This is a genomic window from Micromonospora sp. LOL_025 (assembly GCF_048060285.1).
In the GTDB taxonomy this organism is placed as follows: Bacteria; Actinomycetota; Actinomycetes; order Mycobacteriales; family Micromonosporaceae; genus Micromonospora.
In genome coordinates this window covers 463,170-485,345 of sequence record NZ_JBHMIR010000002.1, presented here as the reverse complement: position 1 = coordinate 485,345, position 22,176 = coordinate 463,170, and the positions used below count along the sequence as shown (strand labels likewise).

The window sequence follows — 22,176 nt, the reverse complement described above, 5'->3', positions numbered from 1 at the left end:
TGTCATTGGGTTGGCAGTGTGGAGTTGCTGGTCAGGCATTGTCGGGTGGTGGTGGGGCATGAGACCGTCACAGAGGTCTGATGATCCCCGCACGCACGGTGCGGGAACGGCGCCCCGCACGAATGCGGATCGGTAACGGCGTGGACCGGGATCGGCTCTCCCGCCGCCGCGTTCCGGCTGCCCCGGGCCACCGCCTCCGGCCCGGGCGCGGGAGGGACCGGCGTGCCACGAAAGGCCGCGTCCCGGCGCGCGACGATTCCGCGCACCGCGCGACGCATTGACGGGAGTCGCCGGTCGGCGGATGTGGCGGGGGTGGGCGGCCCGGGGTCGCGGAATGGTCGACCCTCGCGCCGGGAGGCGAATGGCGTACTCGCGGGGAAACGCACCGATCGGTCAGGTGCGAATGGTGCCATGCCCCGCCGCGGGGCGGAACACCGCGGTCGGGGCGCGCGGCGCCGGTCGGGGCGCGCGGCACCGGTCCGGGCGCGCGGCGCCGGGGGCCTGCGTGACGCGCCGCGGGCCCTGCGCGGCGCCGGACGGGAGGCTGCGCGGGCGGGTGTCGTCGCCGGTGGGCGGCGTCCGCGGGGCGGGACACGGACGCGGTGGTGCGGCTGCCGCGTTCCGGCGCCGATCACCACCGCGTCCCACGGTCCGTCGTCGACGAGCTGGTCCGTGCGTACGGACCCGGCGTCGACCTTCCGGGCGGGCCGTCAGTTGCCGCTGGTGAGCACGTTCCCGTCGTGCGGGCGCAGGGCCCGGGAGCGCCGGAAGTCGCGGTGCACGAAGATCCGCTGGAGCCACCGGTCGCGGCCGTCGTAGCGGGGCGTGAACTCGGTCCGGCCGTGCAGGGCCAGCCGGTTGTCGACGACCGCGAGGTCACCGGGTTCCAGGATGAACGTCCGGCGGACGGTGCGCAGCGCGTCGCCGAGCATCGACAGCGCCTGCGCCGCCTCGGGGTCGAGGGGGAACGAACTCTGGAAGTCGACCTGGATGTCCGGGTCCTCGAAGCTGCCGCTGAGGATGCCGTGCGGTTCCGGCGCGCTGCGCAGGTCGCCGAACGACGCCGGCGGTTCGGTGACGAACCGTGGCTCGTGCAGCACCTTGCGAACCTGCTCGGACAGCAGTGGCAGGGCGTTGCGGATCGACGTCACCTGCAACCCGGCCACGTTGTCGTGGTCGTTGCGCAGGCAGTGCAGCCCGACGTAGTCCGGGCGGTAGACGTGGAAGGCGTTCTCCACGTGCATGGACAGCGTCACCGAGCCCGCGTTGCCCTGGAACTTCTCCATGCCCGGCACCGGCACGACGTCCTGCACCAGCGCGCCGGCCTTCTCCTCCTTGAAGGCGATGAGCTCCCCGAGTTGCAGCCCGAGCAGCACCTGCGCGGCGGCGGGCACGGTGGACTCCCGCTGCGCCGAGCCGGCCACGGTGGGCGTGTCGGGCAGCTCGTCGGCGTCCACGGGCAGGTTCCGCACCAGCAGCACGGCGTCGGGCCCGGGGTCCCAGGCGAAGCGCCGCACCATCTGACGCAGGCGTACGGGCAGGTTGCTGGAGAGTTCGCGGGCCGTTTCGAGCCAGGCGGCCGAGTCCACCAGGCGCGGCGGTCGGCCCGCCAGGTAGCGGGCGATCGTGTCGACCTCGATGTTCTCCTCGCGGGTCAGGACGATCGAACGGTCGGTACTGCGTGTGGGCTGGACGTCGACAGTCACGCCGAGCCTCCTCTGCTGAGGTTCGAGACGGTGTGGGGGTTGAGCGAACGGTCAGTCGTCGTCCTCGTCGTCGTCCCAGAACGCGTCCTGCAGGTGCTCCGCGAGCTGCCGTGGCGTCGGGTTGGCGAACAGGTCGGCGAGCTGTACCGGCATCGACAGTTCGGTCCGCACCCGCTGCACGAGCTGGGCGCCCAGCAGCGAGTGGCCACCGCTGGCGAAGAAGTTCGAGTCCGCGTGCAGGCCCGGCCGGTCGAGCATCTCGGTCCAGATCCCCACGAGGGCGACGGTCGTCTCGTCCGGCGGGTCGGCCTCGGCCGACGCCCTCGCCGCGGCGAGCGCGACGAGGGCCGCGCGGTCCACGGTGCCCGCCACGGTGACCGGCAGCTGGTTCAGCACGACCAGGTCGGGCGTGAGCGGCAGGGCGGCACGGGCGTGCTCGCGCAGCCGCTCCGCCACGTCGGGCTTGCGGGACTCGACGAACGCGACGACCGTGACGTCCTGCGCGTCGCCGGTGGACCCGACGGCGGCGACCGCCTCCACGTCCGGATGGGCGGCGAGGACGGACTCGATGTCGCGCAGGTGGATCCGCTGGCCGGCGACGCGTACCTGGGCCGACAGGGGGCCGACCACGTCGATCCGGCCGTCCGGCAGCAGGCGCGCGAGGTCGCCGGTGCGGTGGAACCGCCCGTACGTGGGGTGCTCGCCGAACCGCGCGGCGGTCAGCTCCGGCCGGCCGTGGTAGCCGGCGGCCAGCGTGTCGCCCGCGACGCAGAGCTCCCCGCGTACGCCGATGCCCAGCTCGTGCCCGGTGCCGGGCTCGGTGACGAACACGCGGGCGGCCGGGAGGACACCCGGGGAGTCCCGTCCGCCGTCGAGCGCGGCGTACCCGGCGACGCCGTGCGTGGCGTAGCCGTGGTGCGGCGTGCATCCGGTGGCGTGCAACTGCGCGGCGAGCGGGCGGGGGAGCGGTTCGTGCGCCACCAGGGCGGCGCGGCCCGCGAGCCGGGCGCCCGCGTGCTCGACCACCCGGCGCCACACCGCCGGCGGCGCCTGCACCACGGTCACCCCGTGCCGCTCCAGCAGCTCGCCGAGCGCGTGGCCGTCGGCGCGGGCCCCGTCGGGGGCGACGACGACCCGGCCGCCGGTGGTCAGCGCGACCAGCAGCTCCGTCAGCGCCGCGTCGGTGGCGGCGCTGCCCAGCCAGGCGGTGACGGCCGGCCCGGTGGCGGCCACCCGGTCGGCGAGCCGCACGACGGCGCGGGCCAGGGCCCGGTGGGTGACCGTCACCGCGAGCGGGGCGGGCGCGTCGAGGTGGTACTCCAGGTAGGCCACCGCGTCCGGGCCGGGACCGGACGGCGCGTCGGTGCGGACCGCGTCGGTGGCGCCGGGGACGGCGGGGATGCGCACCGCGCCGGGCACCGGGAGGCCCTCGGCGGCCAGCACCGGGTCGGCACCCGAGTCGGCCAGCCGCGCGGCGAGGTCGGGGATCGGCTGGGTCGGGTCGAGCAGGACGCAGCGCTTGCCCGCCAGCCACACGCCGAGCCACGCGGCGGCCAGCTCCGCGCCGCGCGGCGCCAGCACCGCGACCGTGCTCCCGTCCGAGGCCGCGACCAGGTCCCGGGTGGCGAGCGCCGCCGACCACAGCCGGCCGTACGAGACGGCGTCCGTGCCGTCCTGCACCGCGACGAGGTCCGGGTTCGCGGCGACCGTCGCGTGCACGGCGTCCAGCACGGACGCCGTGGTGGCCGTCTCCGGCGGCGACGCCGGCAGGGCGAGGTCGCCCGCGCCCCGGCGGGACAGCTGCGCCACCGGCCGGTCCAGGTCGTCGCCCAGCTGCACGAGCAGCGCGTCGTACCGTTCCAGCAGCAGCCCGACGTCGGCCGCGTCGAAGGCGTCGACGCAGAACGCCGCGCGGACGGTGGTCGCCTCCGCGCCCGGCATGATGAAGAACTCCAGGTCGAAGCGGCTGTAGCCGTTCTCGACCATGACGTGGCGCAGCGGCATCCCGGTCAGCGTGGCGGAGGCGTCGACGGTGCCGGGCACGTAGTTGAACAGGTGCCGGAAGAACGAGCTGCGCCACGACGACGGCGCGTCGCCGAGCACGGCGGGGGACACGTGCTCCAGCGGTACGTCGGCGTGGCTGATCGCCTCGAGGAAGGTGCTGCGCGTCTGCTTCACGACGGCGCGGAAGTCGGCGTCCGGGTCGACCCGGACCCGCAGCGGCACCAGGTTCGCGTGGTAGCCGATGGCGCTCATGCTGCGCTGGTCGCGGACGTTCACCGGGGTGCCGATGACCACGTCGGAGCCCGCGCCGTGCTGGGCGAGCAGCACCGAGTACGCCGCGAGCAGCACGACGGCCTCGGAGGCGCGCAGTTCGCGCTGGAAGCGGCACACCACGGCACGGGCCGGCGCGGAGAGATCGTGGTGGATGGTCCGGGCGCGCAGGGAAGGCGCCCCGACGGGCGGCCGGGCGCACCACAGGCCCGCCTCGGCGGCCCGCAGCCCGTCGAGGTTCTTGCGCCAGTACGCGACGCTGCGCTCGTCCGGCGCGCGCTCCGCGAGCGCGGCCACCGGGGCGTCCTCCGGCCGGCGTCCCGCCGCGAGCGCCTCGTAGCCGGCGAGCAGCTCGCGGAGCAGGATCGTGGTCGACATGGCGTCGAAGATCAGGTGGTGCACGACGACGCAGCACACGTCGCCGTCCGCTCCCGCGTGGACGCCCGCCCGCACCAGGGGGCGGCCGTCGATGGCGAAGGGCTCGGCGGCGAACGCGGTCAGGTCGGCGTCCCTCCCGTCGTCGCCCGCCCCGATCTCCACCAGGGGCACGTCGACCTCGTCGGGACCGCGCACCTCCCGGGTCAGCGTCGCGTCGTCGGAGCGGAACACCGTGCGCAACACCTCGTGGCGGGCCAGGACCGCCCGCAGCGCCGCCGTGAGCAGTCCGCGGTCGATCCGGCCGGCCACCTCGAAGGCGACCGCCACGTTGTTGACCCCGGTGTCCGGCACCAGCCGCTCGAGCAGCCACATGGCTGCTTCCTTCCTGCTGGCTGCGATGGTCATGCTCACTCGTCCCCTCGGTCGGTGTCGGCGCAGACCTCGGCGAGTCGCGCCACGGTCCGGTTTTCCAGCACGTCGCGCAGCGACAGCGTGAGCCCGCGTCTGCGTGCCTCGTTGACGAGTTGGGCGGCGCCGAGGCTGGTGCCGCCCCGGACGAAGAAGTCGTCGTCGACGCCGATCGAGGAGACGGCCGTGTAGGTGGCGAAGAGCTCGCACAGCAGCGCCTGCAACTCGTCGGCCGGGGCCCGCCCGCCCGGCGTCGCCGCGACCTCCGGCGCCGGCAGGGCCGCCGTGTCGAGCTTGCCGTTCACGGTCAGCGGCAGCGCCGCGAGGCTCACCACGGCGCTCGGCACCATGTAGTCCGGCAGCGTCTCGGCGAGGTCCTTGCGCACCTGCTCGGGGTCGACCTTCGCGTCCGCCCCGGGCACGACGTACGCGACGAGCTGCTTGACCTCGGGGGCGTCGGTGCGGATCACCGCCGCCGCGTGCCGCACCTCCGGACGGCGCAGCAGCGCCGCCTCGATCTCGCCCAGCTCGATGCGGTAACCGCGGATCTTCGCCTGGGTGTCGACCCGCCCGCAGAACTCGTACTCGCCGTCCTCGGTGGGTCGGACCCGGTCGCCCGAGCGGTACATGCGCGAGCCGGGCGGGCCGTACGGGTCGGGCAGGAACCGCTCGGCGGTCAGTCCCGGCCGGCCCAGGTAGCCCCGGGCCAGCTGGCCGCCCGCGATGTGCAGCTCGCCGATCTCGCCGATCGGCACCGGGCGCAGCTCGTCGTCCAGCACGTGGTAGCGCACGTCGGGCATGGGCTGGCCGATGGGCAGCGGCCCCGGCGGCACCGGCTGGTCGGGCTCGATGACCACCGTGCTGCACCCGACGGTCGTCTCCGTCGGGCCGTACTCGTTGATCACCCGCGCGCCGGGGTGCCGGCGGCGCCACGCGTCGACGGTCTCGCCGAGCAGCAGCTCGCCACCGGCCATCAGCTCCCCGGTCGGGGACGCCTCGGCGGGCAGCGCGGTGAGCAGCGGGATGTGCGACGGCGTCACCTTGACGAACGTGGGCCGCTGCTGCCCGGACGGTCCCGCGGCGGGCGTGCCCATCTCCTCCAGGGCGCCGAGGTGCACGCAGCCGCCCGTCATGAGCGGCGCGTAGAACGCGGTGACCGTGAGGTCGAAGGCGAACGAGGAGTGCAGCAGCGCCCGGCCGCGCACGCCCGGGTAGGACGCCACGACGTGGCGCAGGTACGTGCCGAGCTGGCGGTGCTCGATCAGCACGCCCTTCGGGCTGCCGGTGGAACCGGAGGTGTAGATGACGTACGCGACGTTGGCGGGCCGCAGCGGGGCGAGCCGGTCGGCGTCGGTGACGTCGGTGTCCGGCTGGCCGGCGTACGCGTCCGGTTCGTCGAGCAGGACCCGCGGCACGTCGTGGGCCGGCACCGCGTGCTGGTCGTCGCCGGTGGTCAGCAGCAGCATGGGCCGTGCGTCGGTGAGCATGTGCCCCAGCCGCTGCGGCGGGTAGCTCAGGTCCAGCGGGAGGTAGGCCGCCCCGGCCTTGAGGGTGGCCAGCGCGGCCACCACCAGGTGCGCGGAGCGGATCCCGATCGCGACGAGCCGCTCCGGGCCCGCGCCGAGCGACACCAGCCGGTGCGCGAGCCGGTTCGCCTCGGCGTCCAGCTCGGCGTACGTCCTGCGGTTCTCGCCCCACACGACCGCCGTGGCGTCCGGGGTGCGCCGCACCTGCTGCGCGAACAGGTCGGTGAAGAGCGCGGGCTCACCGCCCGCCGGGCCCGGTGCCACCGCGCTACCCCGCGATCCGCAGACCGGCGTCCGTGCCGGTCATCAGGCCGGAGACCGTCGCGGCCACGTCGGGGTGGCGCAGCATCTGGTCGTGGTCGACGTCGAGCGCGATGGCGCGCCCGAAGCCCTGACCGCGCTGGGTCGAGTGCGCGGAGGTGATCGCCGTCGCCGTCGCCCACTGCGGGGCGGGGTCGATCTCCGTCGCGGCCCGCAGGTAGCCGACGAAGGACGCGAAGCTGCCGCCCAGTTCGCCCCGGACGTCGTCGTCCAGGCCGAGCCGGCGGCCCGCCACCTCGGTCGCGTCCCGGAAGATCCCGGCGAGCGCGGGACCGATGAGGGTGAGGTCCTCGAGCCCGTACTTCTCCTGCACCGCCTGGCCGTCGGCGTGGAACGCGGCGATCTCCTCCGGGGTGAGGATGGTCCGCAGCGCGTCCGCGGCGGCGTGGAAGTCCCGGTACAGCCCGACGATGTTCGGCAGCTCCGGGTCCAGCAGGACCAGCCGGGGCGCCTCGTCCTGCGACTCGGCCAGCCGGGCCGCGAGGGGGGCGGCGAACACCGCACCCACGCAGTAGCCGATCACGGTGTCGACGGTGCGTTCCCGCCGGCGTACGCCCTTCGCCCACCGCTCGACGTAGTCGGCGCCGGACATGGTGTCCTCCGCGCCGGAGGCGGGTGCCACGGTCTCCCAGATCTCGCCGGGCGCGCTCAACAGGGGGACCAGGTCCCGGAAGCACGCCTGGGTGCGGCCGGTGCTGGTGAAGTCGACGGTGAGCGTGAGGCCGCCCTGTCCGCCCTTGCGCAGTATCTGCCAGGAGTTCTTCTTCACGATGGGATCCCTCGTCGTAGCGGTGCGTACGTTCGTCGTTAAGGGGTGCGGGCCCGTGCCCTCCCGGTCGCGGGCGCTCAGACGCGGGCGCTGTCCTTCAGGTACCGCAGGGTCACGGCGCCGCCGAGCACGACGGTCCAGCCCGCGAGCACCAGGACCGCGAGCCCGAGCCGGGCGCTGTCGTCGAACGGGCTGTGGCCGATCTCGGCCAGCCAGTGGCTCGGCATGATCGCGGACATCGTCTGCATCCAGTCGGGGAACGCGACCGACGGGACCAGCGCGCCGCCGAGCACGCCCAGCAGCATGTGCGAGACGGAGGTGAGCACCTGCACGCTCTCGGCCGTGGCGACCTGGCCGATGAAGACGCCCAGCAGCGCGAACGGCAGCGTGCCGAGCCATACCCCGAGCACCAGTTGGAGCCAGCCGCCCACCGGCAGCCGGACGCCCTGCAACAGCGCGCCGGTGAGCGCCACCGCCGTGATCGCCGGCAGCGCCACCACCATCGCCGCGGCCAGCTTCGCCGCCAGGTAGGAGGTCGGCGACAGGGGGGTGATGCGCAGCTGACGCTGCCAGCCCGTGGACCGCTCGATGGCCACCCTGGTGCCGACGTTCAGCGCGACGAAGAGCGCGCCGAAGGCGGCGAGGCTGCCGAGCAGGTGCTCGCTGAAGTTGATGGCGGTGCCTTCGCGGCCTCCACCGCGGAACATGTTGGCCTGCATCATGTCGAACAGGTTGGCCTGCATCAGGTAGAGCAGCGTCGGGAACAGGAACGCGGCGATCCAGAACTTGCGGGCCCGGATCACCCGCTTCACTTCGAGCTTGAGGAAAGCGGCGTTCATCAGGCGGCCCCGCCCTTCGTCGCGGTGAGGGCCAGGAACGCCTGTTCCAGGCCGAGGGCGCCGATCTCGACGTCGTACGCCTGGGGGAAGCGCGCGAACAACTCGCGGGCGGTGGCGTCGGAGTCGGAACTGACGATCTCGACGCGCTCGCCACGGGCCTCGGCGGTCATCACGCCGGGCAGCTGGCGTAGCTGCTCGACCGTCGCGTCCGGGACGGTGGCCGACAGCGAGCGCCCCGCCACCACGGAGCGGATCTCCGTGACCGTGCCGTCGGCGATGATCTTCCCGGCCTGGACGAGCACCACCCGGTCGGCGAACTCCTCGGCCTCCTCCATGTAGTGGGAGGCGAACACCACGGTGCGCCCGGAGTCGGTGAACTCCCGCATGGCGGCCCAGAACACGTGGCGGGACTCGACGTCCATCGCCACCGTCGGCTCGTCCAGCACCAGCAGCTTCGGGTCGGACACGAGGGTCATGGCCAGCCGCAGCCGCTGGCGCTGACCGCCGGAGAGCCGGCTGCGGCGGTCGGCGATGTCGGTGAGGTCGGTGCGGCGCAGCACCTCGGCGATCGGCAGCGGGGCGGCGTGCAGCGACGCCACCATCGTGAGCAGCTCGCGGATCGACACGTCGTCGAGCAGCGCGCCGTCCTGGAGCGTCGCACCGATGACGCCCCGCGTGATGGCCTCCCGGGGGGTGTGCCCGAAGACGCGGATCTCGCCCCGGTCGGGGCGGGTCAGCCCCAGGATCATGTCGACGAGCGTGGACTTCCCCGCACCGTTGGGCCCGAGCAGCGCGACCACCTCGCCGGGAGCGATCCGCAGGTCGATGCCGTTGACGGCCCGCACGTCGCCGTAGCTCTTGTGCACGTCCGCCACGTCGATCGCCTGTGGGTCCACCGCACCGAGCGTGGGTGTGGCCACGAGGTTCCCGATTGCGTTGCTCATTGATTTCCCCATTTAGATCGGTGCGGGTATGCGAATAGTATTTAGCAGCGCTAGGGAGCGGGGAGCCAGGAATACCGGGGCCGCCGCCGCGAGAACCGGCGTCCGAGGCGCCTTATTCCGGGGTGGTGAGGGGTGACCGTAGGGGTTACCCCGGGATGGCCGTACCCGCCATCGTCGGACCTGTCGTGGTCCTGGGCTGCGCATTCCGTGGCCTGTGCGGGGAGGTGTTCGTGACACGTCAGAAGCGGAACGGTGACGGCCATTCGTCGACCGTCGACGCGGGAACGGATGTCATGGGTCGTGACGACGCCACGGCCGAGTTGTTCGCCTTTCCACACATCGACTTTTTCCGGGAAACCGCGACGGGCACCGAACGGGAATTGGCCGGTAATCGGCCCGTCGTTTCCGCCGCCCCGCGAACCGTCGCGACCGGCCGGCCCGATCACCCGGTGGTGGGCTGACATGGACCGTCTCACCGCCGCCGCCGCCGCCGAGCGGGCCGACCGGCTCGGGCCGATGCTCGGCACCTTCCTGCACCGCTTCCCGATCGACGACCCCGGTACGGACGGGCCGCTGCGCGGCACGCTGATCGGCGTCAAGGACGTCGTCGCCGTCGCCGGCGCGCCGAGCACCTGCCAGAGCGTCGTGCACGACGCGAGCTGGTGGGCCGACCGCGACGCGACAGTGGTGGCCCGGCTGCGCGCGGCGGGCGCCGTGATCGTGGGCAAGACCACGATGGCGGAGCACGCATTGTCCCGGCCGGACCCGGACGCGTCCTTCCCGGTGCCGCGCAACCCGTGGGACCCCCACCGGTGGACCGGCGGGTCGAGCTGCGGCAGCGCCAACGGCATCCCCGCCGGGTTCTTCGACGCGGGTGTCGGCACCGACAGCAACGGCAGCATCCGGATCCCGGCCGCGCTGTGCGGCGTGACCGGGCTGAAGCCGACGCAGGGTCTCCTGCCGGCGGCGGGCATCCGCCCGCTGGCGCGGTCGGTCGAGACGGCGGGTCCGCTGGCCCGTACGGCCCGGGAGTGCGCGCGGCTGCTCGCCGTGATGGCGGACCGGCCCGCGGAGCTGTCCCGGCCGGCGCTCGCCGACCTCGCGGGCGTCCGCGTCGGCGTCCCGGGCGACCTCGTGCGGTACGCCGCCGCGCTGACCGACGACACCGCCGCCGCCTTCGACGCCGCGCTCGACGAGCTGCGGGCCGCCGGCGCGGAGATCGTCGACGTGCCCTTCGACGAGGCGTTCCCGCTCTTCGCCGCGCAGCTCGTGACGATGCTGGTGGAGGCGTTCGAGGTGCACGGGGCGCAGTTCCGGGCGCGTTGGAACGACTACGGCCGGCCGTTCCGGTGGAACGTCGCGCTCGGCGGCGTGCTCCCGGCGGAGACGTACCTGCGGGCCCAGCGGGTGCGCGGGTGGGGTGCCGGGGTCCTGCGGTCACGGTTGCGCGACGTCGACGTCATCGCCACGCCCGCCTGGCCGTCCGCCGCCCCCCGCTACGACGACCAGGCGAGCCTCCAGACGATCTCCTTCCTGCCCAGCATCTGGAGCGCGGTCGGCTTCCCCGCGCTGGCGCTGCCGATGGGGGCCGACGGCGACGGGCTGCCGCTGTCGCTGCAACTGGCCGCCGCCCCCGGTCGCGACTTCGAGCTGGCCGCCGTCGCCGACGTCTACCAGCGGCGTACGGGCTGGCACGAGCGCGAGCCGAAGTTGGAGGTCGTGACGGACCTCGCGGGCGTCTGCTCCCCGGAGGTGCCCACCGACGGCGTCGACCCCGTCCGGCGGGAGCGCCTGGCCCAGGCGTTCGGCGAGCTGGGCGTCCCGCTGGGCGAGGGGGACCTCGACCAGGTGACCATGACGTGGACGAAGGTGCAGGCCCTCGCCGGGGTGCTGCCGGAACTCCCGGTGGACGTGCCGCCGTTCGCCGCGACCGGCGGGTGAGCGCGAGCCCGACGGCGGCGGGCGTCGCACACGTGGGGATCGCACGGGTGAGGCATGCGTACGACACGGTCGGGACGTGACGCGGCGGGGGTTGGTTCTGTCGCCGGTCGACGGCAGCCTGTGAAGCATGGATGACGTCGTGATCGAAGTGGACGGGCTGCGCCGCAGCTACGGGGAGTTCGAGGCGGTGCGCGGGATCTCGCTGCGGATCCGCCGGGGCGAGCTGTTCGCCCTGCTGGGCACCAACGGTGCCGGTAAGACCACCACCATCGAGGTCCTGGAGGGACTGCAACCGGCCACCTCCGGCCGCGTCCGGGTGCTCGGGCTGGATCCGGTGCGCGACCGGGCCGCGCTGCGTCCCCGGACGGGGGTGATGCTCCAGCACGGCGGGTTCACCGGCGCGCTGACCGTCCGGGAGACGGTGGAGATCTGGCGCTCCCTCACCGTCCGGCCGCAGACGGTCGGTGAGGTGCTGGAACTGGTCGACCTCGCCGGCCGGATGAACGTGGCGGTCGAGCAGCTCTCCGGCGGCGAGGGCCGGCGGTTGGAGCTGGCGCTGGCCGTGCTCGGCCGGCCGGAGGTGCTCTTCCTCGACGAGCCGACCACCGGCATGGACCCGGCCTCCCGGCGCCGCACCTGGGACGTCGTCCGGGAACTCCAGAAGGGTGGGACCACGGTCCTGCTCACCACGCACTACCTGGAGGAGGCGGAGGTCCTCGCCGGCCGGGTGGCCATCATGCGGGGCGGCAGCATCGTCGCCACGGGCGCCCCGGAGGACGTCGTGCGCACCCTGCCGGCCCGGATCAGCTTCCGGCTGCCGGCGACGGACGCGCTTCCCGACCTGCCGCACGCCGCCCGCCTGGTCGAGGGCGACCGGGTCACGTACGAGTCCCGCCAGCTCCAGACCGACCTCACCCGGCTGCTCGAATGGGCCAACGCGGGCGACATCCGGCTGGCGTCCCTGTCGGCCCGACCGGCCACCCTGGAGGATGTCTTCCTGGACATCGCCGCCGACCACGACCTGACCGACCAGCACGCGGAACCGGAGGCCGCCCGATGAGCGGGACGATGACGACGCCGAGCACCACCACCACCGCCACCCCGCGCGACCGGGCGACCAGGCCGCTCTGGCAGATGGCCGCGATGCTGAAGATGGAACTGCTGGCGCTGCGTCGCAACTGGACGGCCACCGCCATGTCCGTGGTGACCCCGCTGATGATCGCCATCCTGCTCGTCAGCGAGTACGGGGGCGAGGCGGTGCCCGGCGTCCGCCGGGTCGTCAGCATCACCACCCTGGTCATGGTCTTCCTGGTGCACCACCACCTGACCACCGTGTACGCGTCGCGCCGCCAGGAGCTGGTGCTCAAGCGGCTGCGGGCGGGGCTCGCCTCGGACCGCACCATCCTGCTCGGCACGGCCAGCAGCACCGTGGCGATCTTCCTCGCCCAGTTCGTCGTGCTGGCGGGCTACGCCACCCTGGTGCTGGGCCTGCCGATGCCGAAGAACCCGCTGGTGATGGCGGTGGCGCTGCTGTTCGGCTCCGCGATCATGGCGGCGTTCTCGGCGGCGCTCTCCGCGATCACCCGCAGCTCCGAGGCGGCCATGCTGACCACCCTGCCGACCGTGGTGATCTTCCTGGCCACGCCGGGTGCGCTGCTGCCGCTCGGCGCGTTGCCGGAGTCGCTGGAGCGGGTGCTCTGGTTCCTGCCGAACGGGCCGTTCACCGAGGTCATGCGCGTCGGCTGGCTCGCCCGCACCGACGAGGGCCAGGCCCTGAGCTTCGGCGCGACGCTGGTCGAGACGCTGCCCTCCTTCGGGGTGCTGCTGGTCTGGCTGGTGGTGTCGCTGTTCCTGGCCGCCCGGTACTTCCGATGGGAGCCCCGGCACGGATGATCGAGGTCATCGCGCCACCTGGTATCGGGAGCGTGAGCATGGAGCGGGCGCAGGTCGAGCGTGACGTCGGCCTGCGCCGCGCCCGTGCCGTCACGTTGAGCACCGTCGGCAGCGGCGTCCTGGGCACGCTGCTGCTGGCCGCAGTCGGACTGTCGCGGGAGGAGGATCCCCGCTGGGTGGTCGCCGGGACGGTGGGCGTCGTCCTGTTCGTCGCCGCGCAGAGCGGGGCGCTGTACGGGGCGATCACCCCGTGGCTGGCCGAGTCGACGCGCCGCCGCCTGCTCGCCGGGTTCGTCTGGGCCGCCGTGCTCTCCGTACCGCTGGTCGGGCCCGTGGGCGGGCCGGAGTGGGCGACCTGGGGGTTCCTGGGCGCGTCGGTGATCGGCTCGGTGTCCCTGCTGCGGCAGTGGTGGGTCGCTGTTCCGGCGGTGCTGCTGTCCCTGGCGACGGCCGCCGGGGTGGCGGCCTGGAACGGGGCCCCGGTCCGCGGCCAGGTCACCATCGTGCTGGTCGCCGGCCTCTCCATGGCCGCGTGGAACGCCCTCCAGCTCTGGCTGTGGGGGCTGCTCGTCGAGGCGCAGCGGGGGCGGGCGGCCCAGGGCCGGCTCGCCGCCACCGAGGAGCGGCTGCGGTTCGCCCGCGACGTGCACGACCTGCTCGGGCACAGCCTCTCGGTCATCGCGCTCAAGGCCGAGCTGGCGTCCCGGCTGGCGGCCACGGACGCCGGGCGGGCCAGCCGGGAGGCCGCCGAGGTGCAGCGGCTGGCCGCGTCGGCGCTGGTCGAGCTGCGCGAGGTGGTGCACGGGTACCGTGCGGTGGACCTCGGGGACCAGATCGCCGCGGTGGAGCAGGTGCTGCGTTCCTCCGGCATCCGCTGCGCGGTCGCGCTGCCGCCGGACGACGTACCGTCGGAGATCGCCCGGCAGCTCGTCGCGGTGCTGCGGGAGGCCAGCACCAACGTGCTGCGGCACAGCCGGGCCACCTGGTGCACCATCGAGATCAGCCAGGACGAGGACGAGGTACGGATGACCATGACGAACGACGGCGCCGAGGGGGCGTCGCCGGACCGGCACAGCTTCGGGCTGCGCGGGCTGGCCGAGCGGCTGGCCGAGGCCGGGGGGACTCTGCGTCACCGGATCGACGACGGGGTGTTCCGTCTCGACGTGACGGTACGGACCCGCCCGTGATCAGGGTGCTGCTCGCCGACGACGAGGACCTGATCCGGGCGGCCCTGGCGGCCCTGCTCGGCCTGGAGTCCGACCTGGAGGTGGTGACCGAGGCGCCGGACGGGCGGGCCGCCGTGACCGCCGCGCTCGCCCACCGGCCGGACGTCGCCGTGGTGGACCTCCAGATGCCGGCCCTGGACGGGCTGGAGGTGACCGCCGAGCTGGCGCGCGTCCTGCCCGCCTGCAAGGTGGTGATCCTGACCGGGCACGGCCGGCCGCCGCACCTGCAACGCGCGCTGGCGGCCGGGGCCAAGGGGTTCCTGCCCAAGGGCGCGCCGGGCGGGACGCTCGCCGACGTCATCCGCCGGGTGCACGCCGGCGGCCGGTACGTCGACCCGGCCCTGGCCGCCGACGCGCTCACCGCGCCCGAGTGCCCGCTCACGCCGCGCGAGCTGGACGTGCTCCGGCTGGCCGAGTACGACACGCCGGTGGCGGAGGTGGCCCGCCGTACCCACCTGTCGGCCGGCACGGTCCGCAACCACCTCTCGGCGGCGGTCAGCAAGCTCGCGGTGGCCAACCGGGCGGAGGCGTTCCGCACCGCCCGGGACAACGGCTGGCTCTGACGGGGCCGCTCAGATGAGCACGCTCCAGCTCACCGGGCCGACGAGGCCGTCGACGACGAGGCCGTTGCGGCTCTGGAAGCCGCGTACCGCGCTGGTGGTGACCGACCCGAAGTCGCCGTCCACGAGGAGGCTCGCGCCCCGGGCGTTGAGCGCGGTCTGCAGGCCGCGCACCAGGTCGCCGGAGTTGCCCTCGCGCAGGGGCAGCACGAGCGCGGTCCAGGTGATCGGGCCGACCAGGCCGTCGGCGTAGAGGCCCCGGCCGCTCTGGAACGACCTGACCGAGGCGGCGCAGCCCGGCCCGTAGATACCGTCCACCACGACGGAGACGCCCCGCGCGCGCAGCAGGTACTGGATCACCCGGGGCACCCACCCCGACGCGCCCTGCCCGACGCTCGGGTAGCCGGTGCTGCCCAGCGGGGCCGTCGAGCCGAGGGTGATCCCCCGGTTGGCCAGGAAGACCCGGGGATCGAGCGAGGTCAGCCGGGGGCGGTGGATCTCGAAGTGCAGGTGCGGGCCGGTCGAGTTGCCGGTGGTGCCCATCAGGCCGATCAACTGGCCGCAGCTGATCTGCTGGCCGGCGCTGACCAGCACCCGGTGCAGGTGGCCGTAGTAGGAGAAGTAGCTGTCGGCGTGGTTGAGGTGGACGCTGTTGCCGGTGCGTCCGCCCAGGGGGCCGCTCGTCGTGTCGCCCGGGTACGAGTTCGTCCTGACGTCCCGGACGGTGCCGGCGGCGGCGGCGTAGACCGGGGTGCCCTGGCTGTTGGCCACGTCCCAGCCCAGGTGTCCGGGGCGGCTGGGGCTCTTGTAGCCGGAGGTCAGCGTGCCACGCGTCGGGTTGCTCCAGGCGCCGGCGGCGGCCTGCGCGGGGCTGGGCAGGCCGACGACCCCGATCCCCACGCCCACGCCGAGCGCGGTGAGGAGGGTGCGGCGCCGGGCCGGTACGTGGCTCAGGCCGGCTGTCTCCGGTGCGTCACACATGTTGCCTCCGATGTTCGTCCCGCGGGGGGCGGTTGGACGATGGAGACCGGATCGTAAATCTTCTATATCCGCCGAGGCAATGGTGGAACTTTCCTACGACCCGTCACGCACCGTCATCCGCCGGGGTCGGCGACCCGGGGGCGCTGCGTATCGCCTCGTCAACTTTGGGTTGACGACTGAGCGTCGTCAACCTATGGTTGACGCATGACGGAACCAGTGCAGATGAACAACCCGGTACGTCTGGACGACCTCATCCGGGCGATCAAGAGGGCGCACCCCGACGCGCTCGACCAGCTCACCGACGCGGTCATCGCCGCCGACCATCTCGGCGAGGTCGCCGACCACCTGATCGGCCACTTCGTCGACCAGGCCCGTCGCTCCGGCGCGTCCTGGACCGAGATCGGCCGCAGCATGGGCGTCAGCAAGCAGGCGGCGCAGAAGCGCTTCGTGCCGAAGGCCGACGATCCGCCGCTCGATCCGCAGCAGGGCTTCAACCGCTTCACCCCGCGCGCCCGCAACACGGTGATGGCCTCGCAGAACGAGGCCAGGGCCACCGGGCACGCCGAGATCCGCCCCGAGCACCTGGTGCTGGGGCTGCTCAGCGAGCCGGAGGCCCTGGCCGCGAAGGCGATCGTCGCCCAGGGGGTGCCGCTGGAGCGCGTACGCGAGGCCGTGACGGCCGCGCTGCCGCCGTCGGCCGCCGAGGTGCCCGACCTGATCCCGTACGACGCCCAGGGCAAGAAGGCGCTGGAGCTGACCTTCCGGGAGGCCCTGCGGCTGGGGCACAACTACATCGGCACCGAGCACATCCTGCTCGCGCTGCTGGAGCACGAGAACGGCGCCGGGGTCCTCAGCGGGCTCGGCGTGACCAAGGCCGCGACCGAGGAGTGGGTGGCGGCGGCCCTGCGGGCCGTCCAGGTCCGGGAATGACCCGCCTCAGGGCGCGGCCGGGAAGCCGTAGCGGGTGGCGTGCTCGGGGTCCGTCGGGTCGACCTGGCGGATCCCGGCGTCGGCGAGCCGCTTGTTGACCTCGTCGAGCCGCTCGCGCACCAGCCGGGCCTCCTCCTCGGTGACCCGGCCCCGGTGCGGTCGGCCGGCGTGCTCGATCGTGCCGTAGTCGACCCGTTCCGCACCCTTGCGGGCCTTGGGCGGGCGGACCCGCTCGGCCGTCTTCAGCAGCTGCGCCATCGGCACGTCGGTCGCCATCGCGTCGAACTCGCTCGCGGTGAGCACCACCCGGCGCGGCTCGCCGTCGCCGTGCCGGTCGTGGATCTCGACCACCGCCACGTCCAGCGCGGCGTCGTCGATGCCCTCCACCTCGACCGGGGTGGCGTCCAACCGCACGGGCCCCGCGACCAGGTCAGGGTGCTCCAGGACGACGACGCGGACCACCTCGTCGTCGGGCTGGATGACCGTGCCGCTGAAGTCGGAGACGTGGATCGTCTTCTTGCCCATGCGCGGAGCTTCTCCTGTCGTAGGCCGGGATGCCGGACCAGAAGAAATTACCCGACAGGTGTGCGAAAGCCGCCGGTGGACCGTCCGGGTGTGTCGCGGCCGCCCCGCCGCGCGCAGCGGTCAGCGGGTGTTCAGGCCGCCGCGCGAGGAGGCGCCGGCGGGCTGCTTGTTCACCTCGCTCCACGAGAGCGCCCCGGTCCCGGCGCGGTGACCCCGGTACGCCGACTGGGCCGGGAACCGCCCGGCGGCCTCGGTGGCCCGCCAGAGTCGCTCGGGATCCTGGTGGTACCGGTCGTTCGGCTGATTCGGCATGACCATACCGTCCCAAACAAAGTTGTCCATGTATGAAAATGAATATGACGACAGATCGATGCGTCCGGTTCCCGTGATCTGCCGCCGTCTCCCGAAAACGCGGCCGTCGGCGTGCCGGTACGTCTACCCGCCCGCCGCGCCACCCAACCCTCGCGTCGGGGCGCGTCCCCCGACGCCGGGCCCGTCGGGCGCCCGGTCGCCCGCCCCGGACGGGTTCCGTCACGCGGGGCCGCCGCGCCCGCGTACGGTGATCGTCGGCGAGGCGGGCCGGGCGTCGGCGGCCCGGACGCCGGGTGACCACCGACGGCCGCGGGGAGGTGACCGGCGATGTCCGACCGGCGGCTGCACCTGCACCTGGCGAGCTGGCTCGGCCAGTGGCCGGCGGGGCCCGGGCTGCACGTGGTCGGCTCGCACCGACGGGCCCGACCGGCCTGGGACGGCCGGCTCCGGCCGGCCGTCGCGGTGACCGCCGGCGCGAGCACCGTGCTCTCGGTGCCCCCCGACCGGGTCGCGGCGGTGCGCGAGTGGGCCCGACGGCCGGGCGGGCCGCCGCTTGCGGAACTGCCCGCCGCGGTGGCGGGACCCGGCTGGGCGGTGCACGACAGCGTGTTCCGGTGGAGCGGGGCGCCGGCCCCACTGCCGGACGTGGGGGAGTGGACGCCCTCGGGGGCCGCCGGGCTGCCGCCCTGGCTCCGCGTGTTCGACCGCCCGGTGCTCGTGGTGCGCGACGCCCGGGGGCACTACCTGGCCGGGGTCGGGATCAAGCGGCACGACGCGTACGGCCACGAACTGGCCGTCGGTACCGTGCCGGCGGCCCGGGGGCGGGGGCTGGCCCGGCGGCTGGTCGCCCAGGCGGCGCGTCGGGTGCTCGACGAGGGGGCCGTCCCGACGTACCTGCACGACCCCGCCAACACCGCCTCCGCCCGGGTGGCGGCCGCCGGAGGCTTTCCCGACCGGGGCTGGCGCTCGTTCGGCGTCTACCCGCCCTGAGGGCGAGCACGGCGGCGGGCGCGGACCGTGGATCCCGGGCCGGATCCACGGTCCGCAGTCTCCCCCCAGGGTCCCGCGGGTGACGTACGCACCAATCACGCTACGTAGTCGTGACGGTGAAGACAAGGTGCCGTAGGTGCGATCCGGGTGTCGAATAGCGGACTTGACCTGCGACTATTCGGAGGATGGCGTCACGAGGGTCAGTGACGCAGCGTACGAATGAGGTCGAGCACCTGCCGGGTGACCGGGCGCAGCACGCGCAACCGGGACAGCCCCACCAGCCGGTCGACCAACGGCACGGCGCCGTCGATCAGCTGCCGGGTGCGGGTCTGGCCGGGCGAGCGGTCGTAGACCCAGTAGAGCACCACTCCCATGTACGCCAGCCAGAGCAGCTCCGGCAGGTGCGGGCGCAACTCCGGGTCGACCCGGGCGGTGGAGCCGTCGAGCGCCTCGGCGAAGAGGCCGATCGCCGCCTCGCGCGGGCCGGACGACTCCGCCGAGAAGGGGCTCAGCGGGGAGGTCGGCTCCGCCGCCGTCTTGAAGAAGCTGGCGGCGAAGGCGTGCGACGGGGTGAGCACGTCGATCCCGGCGTGCATCACCCCGGCCAGCCGGGCGGCGAGGTCGGCTTCCCGGGCGAGCACCGGAGCGGCCGCCGCCCGGTGCTCCGTCTGGGCGCGGGCGTAGAACTCCTGGATCAGGTGTTCCTTGGAACCGAAGTAGTAGTAGGCGTTGCCCACCGCCACCCCGGCCTCCTGGGCGATGGCGCGCATGGTGGTCCGGGCGTACCCGCGCTCGCGGAACAGCCGCATGGCGGTGTCCAGGATGAGCTGCCGGGTCTGCTCGCCGCGCGCGGTCGCCGGCTCACCCGCAGCGGTCGTCGGCGCAGTCTGCTCGGTCATCGGGGTCACCGTATCCCGCCAGGTCGTCGCCCGACTCCGCCAACGGGTCGCGAACGCGTTCCCGGACCGAGGAGGCGGCGGCGACCACCCGCCGGGCGAGGGGGAGCAGGTGCGGTCGGGCCAGCCGCTCGGCGGTGCCCCGGTGGTCGGCCAGGGCCCAGAGGCAGGCGAACCACGCGCCGTCGCCCGCGTACACCTCGCCGGTGTCCGCCACCACGGTGAGGTCGCGCAGCGTGGCGTCGTGGTCCAGGCCGGGGAAGCGCCGGCGGGCCTCGGCCGAGCCGGCCGGCACGAACTCCAGGGGTACGAGCTGGGCGCGGGGCGCCAGCCAGCGCCGGGCGGACCGGCAGAGTGGGCAGTGCGCGTCGTAGAGGACCGTGAACCCCCGGACGCCACCGCCCCCGTGCGCGGTGGCGTCCGGGAATCCGCCCGACCCGCCGACGGGCCTGGTGGTCATCGGACCGGCGGGCTGCCGGCCGGCCCGGTCTCCGCCCCCGGGCCCGCCGGCCGACCGGCCGGGTGCGGACCGACGGGGTGGGCGCCGGCCGGGTGCGGACCGGCGGGGTGGGCGCCGGCCGGGTGCGGACCGGCGGGGTGGGCGCCGCGCGGCGCGGGCGGCGGCATCGGCAGCCGGCCGACCGGCGCGAGCGGCGGGTGGGTGGCGAACTGGCGCAGCCGGCCACGGCGGTACCGGCCGAGCGCGAAGACGTTGAAGAAGTGCAGCGCGCCGAGGACCAGCAGCACCAGGCCGATCTTGAGGGAGAGCTCCTCCATGGCCTGGGCGGTGGACCCGACCGGGCCGGGGTGCTTCATGGCCACGGTGACGTAGCCGAGGTTGAGCAGGTAGAAACCGACGACGAGCAGGCTGTTCACGGCCCTGGCCAGCCGTTCGTCGGCGAAGACCTCCTCCAGGAAGACCAGCCCGTTGCGCGACAGTGCCCGGGCCACCCAGACGGTCAGCCCGATGCTGATCGCCAGGTAGACCAGGTACATCCAGACCTTCGTGTCCATCGCCGACGCCTCTCTTGAACGTGTTCAAATCTGGTCGCCTCAGCGTAGGCGACTTCTTGAACACGTTCAAGTGGCTCTCGCGGCCGTCGGCGTGGCCCGGCCGGGCGGGGGTCGGTATGGTCGAGTCGCGCCGGTGCCGGCGCGTCCTTCGACGGTGAGGCGGCCATGGACCGGGGCGAGCGGAACGCGGAGCCGGGGCGGGTGGTCCTGCGCCCGGCCGGTGAGATCGACATGGCCACCGCCGGCGAGTTCGAGGCGACGCTCACCGAGGCACTGCGCCGGCCCGGCGTCGGGGAGGTCGTCGTCGACCTCGCCGCCGTGCGGTTCCTGGACTCCAGCGCCGTACGCGTCCTGGTGCACGGCGTCTCCGTCGGCCGCGAGCGCGACGTGACGCTGCGGGTGACCGGCCCGCAGCCGGGCGTGGCGCGGGTCCTGCGGATCACCGGGGTCGGCCCCCTGCTCGGGCTCGCCGACTCCGACTCCGACGCCGGTCGGCCCGTCGCGCGCGGGTGGCGCGGGCTGGACTGACCGGCTCAGGGCTCCGAGTTCGCCGACGCGTCGGCGGACCACTCGACCAGCAGCAGGGTCGCGTCGTCCTGCTGCGCCCCGCCCTGGTGCTTCTGCACCGCGTGACTGAGGCGGCGCAGCGTCTCCGCGGCCGGCAGCCCGGAACCGATGTGCCGTTCGGCGAGGTCCGCGAGGCGGGCCAGCCCGAACATCTCGCCCGCCGGGTCGCGTGCCTCGGTCATGCCGTCGGTGTGCAGCAGCAGCCGGTCACCGGGCTCCAGCCGGATCTGCGCCACCTCGACGCGGCCGTCGGGCAGGCCAAGCGGGAGCCGGCGGCCCCCGGCCAGCTCCCGCACGGCCCGTCCCCGGCGCAGCAGCACCGGCGGCGGGTGCCCCGCGTTGACGTACCGCAGCAGTCCGGAGCAGGTGTCGAACTCGGCGAGCACCGCCGTGACGAACCGCGCGTCGTGCCACTGGCCGGCGATCGCGGCGTCCATCGCCCGGACCAGACCGGGCAGGTCCGAGCCGGCGCGCCGGGCAGCCCGCAGCGCCGCCAGCGCCACCGAGGTGGTGAGCACCGCCGGCAGGCCGTGCCCGACCCCGTCGAGGATCGCCAGTGTCACGGTCCCGTCGTGTACCGCGTAGTCGAAGGCGTCCCCGCCGACCTCGTAGCAGGGCTCGAGCAGGGCACTGACCACCACCTCCGAGGTGGCGAAGGTCAGCGGCGGGAGCAGGTGCCAGAGCAGCTCGGCGGAGACCCCCATCGGCCGGCTGCGCCGCGCCCGGTGCAGGACGTCCCCGTAGTCCCTCTTGCCGGTGACCAGGTGACCGACCAGGCCGGAGATGAGCCGGCAGCCGTCGCGCAGCGCCTCGTCGGCGAGGTCGGCGTCGGCCGGCGGGAACACCTCCAGCAGCCCCAGCCGGTCGGTGCCGTTGACGATCGGCACCCACAGCCGGGGCGGTGGTCCCTGCCCCGCGTGTATCTCCACCTGGGTGAAGGCGCGTCCGGCCAGGCTGGTGTCGATCGGCAGCAGCTCCGGCGCCGCCCGCCCCGTGCCGGGCAGCGGGCGCAGGCCGTGCTGCTCGGCGTCGACCAGGTACACGGTCGCCGTCACGCCCAGCGGCCGGAGCACGGCGTCGACCGTGGCCGCGAGCTCGTCCGGGGGCAGCCGGTGGGACCGGGACACCAGGTCGGCCAGGGCCCGGTGCCATGGGTCGGTGGCGGTCATGCTGTCG

General features: G+C 74.2%; 22 protein-coding genes. 9 read left to right on the top strand and 13 right to left on the bottom strand.

The features are described 5' to 3' along the window. Positions 1-710 precede the first annotated feature (710 nt). The 6 genes from ACFHW0_RS04920 to ACFHW0_RS04895 all read right to left on the bottom strand — a co-directional run bounded on the left by ACFHW0_RS04920 (position 711) and on the right by ACFHW0_RS04895 (position 9,165). The gene (locus ACFHW0_RS04920) at positions 711-1,706 is read right to left on the bottom strand and encodes a TauD/TfdA family dioxygenase (protein WP_416605719.1); all 996 of its coding nucleotides are present in this window, start codon (positions 1,704-1,706) and stop codon (positions 711-713) included. A 51-nt stretch (positions 1,707-1,757) separates the two neighbouring features. Further along, positions 1,758-4,763 (bottom strand): condensation domain-containing protein, encoded by a 3,006-nt coding sequence (locus ACFHW0_RS04915; protein WP_416605718.1) that lies wholly within the window; start codon positions 4,761-4,763, stop codon positions 1,758-1,760. Positions 4,764-4,765: 2 nt separating this feature from the next. Beyond that, positions 4,766-6,556: a non-ribosomal peptide synthetase gene (locus ACFHW0_RS04910; RefSeq protein WP_416605717.1), complete on the bottom strand. Its 1,791-nt coding sequence runs from the start codon at positions 6,554-6,556 to the stop codon at positions 4,766-4,768. Positions 6,557-6,560: 4 nt separating this feature from the next. Then, a complete protein-coding gene (locus tag ACFHW0_RS04905; protein ID WP_416605716.1) occupies positions 6,561-7,382 on the bottom strand; it encodes a hypothetical protein in 822 nt (273 codons plus the stop codon). A 77-nt stretch (positions 7,383-7,459) separates the two neighbouring features. Then, complete coding sequence (locus ACFHW0_RS04900) at positions 7,460-8,221, bottom strand: ABC transporter permease (protein ID WP_416605715.1); 762 nt, start codon at positions 8,219-8,221, stop codon at positions 7,460-7,462. Beyond that, positions 8,221-9,165, bottom strand: coding sequence for an ABC transporter ATP-binding protein (locus tag ACFHW0_RS04895; RefSeq protein WP_416605714.1), 945 nt, complete (start codon positions 9,163-9,165; stop codon positions 8,221-8,223). Before ACFHW0_RS04895 ends, ACFHW0_RS04900 begins: the two co-directional genes overlap by 1 nt. Positions 9,166-9,395: 230 nt before the next feature. Here ACFHW0_RS04895 and ACFHW0_RS04890 point away from each other — a divergent pair, with 230 nt between their 5' ends. The 6 genes from ACFHW0_RS04890 (at position 9,396) to ACFHW0_RS04865 (ending at position 14,788) form a co-directional block, all read left to right on the top strand. Beyond that, the gene (locus ACFHW0_RS04890; RefSeq protein WP_416605712.1) at positions 9,396-9,626 is read left to right on the top strand and encodes a hypothetical protein; all 231 of its coding nucleotides are present in this window, start codon (positions 9,396-9,398) and stop codon (positions 9,624-9,626) included. A 1-nt stretch (position 9,627) separates the two neighbouring features. Continuing rightward, positions 9,628-11,106 carry an amidase gene (locus ACFHW0_RS04885; protein ID WP_416605711.1) on the top strand — a complete coding sequence of 493 codons (1,479 nt, stop codon included), beginning with the start codon at positions 9,628-9,630 and terminating at the stop codon, positions 11,104-11,106. Positions 11,107-11,233: 127 nt separating this feature from the next. After that, positions 11,234-12,166 carry an ABC transporter ATP-binding protein gene (locus ACFHW0_RS04880; RefSeq protein ID WP_416605709.1) on the top strand — a complete coding sequence of 311 codons (933 nt, stop codon included), beginning with the start codon at positions 11,234-11,236 and terminating at the stop codon, positions 12,164-12,166. 8 nt (positions 12,167-12,174) lie between these two features. Next, positions 12,175-12,999, top strand: coding sequence for an ABC transporter permease (locus tag ACFHW0_RS04875; protein ID WP_416605708.1), 825 nt, complete (start codon positions 12,175-12,177; stop codon positions 12,997-12,999). After that, positions 12,996-14,186 (top strand): sensor histidine kinase, encoded by a 1,191-nt coding sequence (locus ACFHW0_RS04870; protein ID WP_416605706.1) that lies wholly within the window; start codon positions 12,996-12,998, stop codon positions 14,184-14,186. Before ACFHW0_RS04875 ends, ACFHW0_RS04870 begins: the two co-directional genes overlap by 4 nt. Next, positions 14,183-14,788, top strand: a complete 606-nt coding sequence (locus ACFHW0_RS04865) for a response regulator transcription factor (RefSeq protein ID WP_416605705.1) — start codon at positions 14,183-14,185, stop codon at positions 14,786-14,788. Before ACFHW0_RS04870 ends, ACFHW0_RS04865 begins: the two co-directional genes overlap by 4 nt. A gap of 9 nt (positions 14,789-14,797) precedes the next feature. On the opposite strand, the gene ACFHW0_RS04860 is transcribed toward ACFHW0_RS04865, so the two are convergent. Continuing rightward, the gene (locus ACFHW0_RS04860; RefSeq protein WP_416605703.1) at positions 14,798-15,766 is read right to left on the bottom strand and encodes a peptidoglycan DD-metalloendopeptidase family protein; all 969 of its coding nucleotides are present in this window, start codon (positions 15,764-15,766) and stop codon (positions 14,798-14,800) included. A 204-nt stretch (positions 15,767-15,970) separates the two neighbouring features. On the opposite strand from ACFHW0_RS04860, the gene ACFHW0_RS04855 reads away from it, so the two are divergent. Beyond that, positions 15,971-16,696, top strand: coding sequence for a Clp protease N-terminal domain-containing protein (locus ACFHW0_RS04855; protein WP_416605702.1), 726 nt, complete (start codon positions 15,971-15,973; stop codon positions 16,694-16,696). Between the two features lie 6 nt (positions 16,697-16,702). Here the strand turns inward: ACFHW0_RS04855 and ACFHW0_RS04850 are convergent, their stop codons facing one another. Next, complete coding sequence (locus ACFHW0_RS04850) at positions 16,703-17,221, bottom strand: hypothetical protein (protein WP_416605700.1); 519 nt, start codon at positions 17,219-17,221, stop codon at positions 16,703-16,705. Between the two features lie 120 nt (positions 17,222-17,341). Next, positions 17,342-17,533 carry a DNA repair protein gene (locus ACFHW0_RS04845; protein WP_416605698.1) on the bottom strand — a complete coding sequence of 64 codons (192 nt, stop codon included), beginning with the start codon at positions 17,531-17,533 and terminating at the stop codon, positions 17,342-17,344. Between the two features lie 327 nt (positions 17,534-17,860). On the opposite strand from ACFHW0_RS04845, the gene ACFHW0_RS04840 reads away from it, so the two are divergent. Further along, complete coding sequence (locus ACFHW0_RS04840) at positions 17,861-18,523, top strand: GNAT family N-acetyltransferase (RefSeq protein ID WP_416605697.1); 663 nt, start codon at positions 17,861-17,863, stop codon at positions 18,521-18,523. Between the two features lie 200 nt (positions 18,524-18,723). Here the strand turns inward: ACFHW0_RS04840 and ACFHW0_RS04835 are convergent, their stop codons facing one another. The 3 genes from ACFHW0_RS04835 to ACFHW0_RS04825 are packed head-to-tail and all read right to left on the bottom strand — an operon-like array spanning position 18,724 to position 20,433. Further along, positions 18,724-19,422 carry a TetR family transcriptional regulator gene (locus ACFHW0_RS04835; protein ID WP_416605695.1) on the bottom strand — a complete coding sequence of 233 codons (699 nt, stop codon included), beginning with the start codon at positions 19,420-19,422 and terminating at the stop codon, positions 18,724-18,726. Continuing rightward, a complete protein-coding gene (locus ACFHW0_RS04830; RefSeq protein ID WP_416605693.1) occupies positions 19,385-19,879 on the bottom strand; it encodes a thiol-disulfide oxidoreductase DCC family protein in 495 nt (164 codons plus the stop codon). The genes ACFHW0_RS04835 and ACFHW0_RS04830 overlap by 38 nt, the downstream gene beginning before the upstream one ends. Next, entirely contained in the window at positions 19,876-20,433 is a 558-nt protein-coding gene (locus ACFHW0_RS04825; protein ID WP_416605692.1) for a hypothetical protein, read from the bottom strand. The genes ACFHW0_RS04830 and ACFHW0_RS04825 overlap by 4 nt, the downstream gene beginning before the upstream one ends. 165 nt (positions 20,434-20,598) lie before the next feature. Between ACFHW0_RS04825 and ACFHW0_RS04820 the strand changes: the two genes are divergently transcribed. Further along, positions 20,599-20,961 carry an STAS domain-containing protein gene (locus ACFHW0_RS04820; RefSeq protein ID WP_416605691.1) on the top strand — a complete coding sequence of 121 codons (363 nt, stop codon included), beginning with the start codon at positions 20,599-20,601 and terminating at the stop codon, positions 20,959-20,961. A 5-nt stretch (positions 20,962-20,966) separates the two neighbouring features. Here the strand turns inward: ACFHW0_RS04820 and ACFHW0_RS04815 are convergent, their stop codons facing one another. Further along, positions 20,967-22,169, bottom strand: coding sequence for a PP2C family protein-serine/threonine phosphatase (locus ACFHW0_RS04815; protein ID WP_416605689.1), 1,203 nt, complete (start codon positions 22,167-22,169; stop codon positions 20,967-20,969). Between the last annotated feature and the right edge of the window lie 7 nt (positions 22,170-22,176).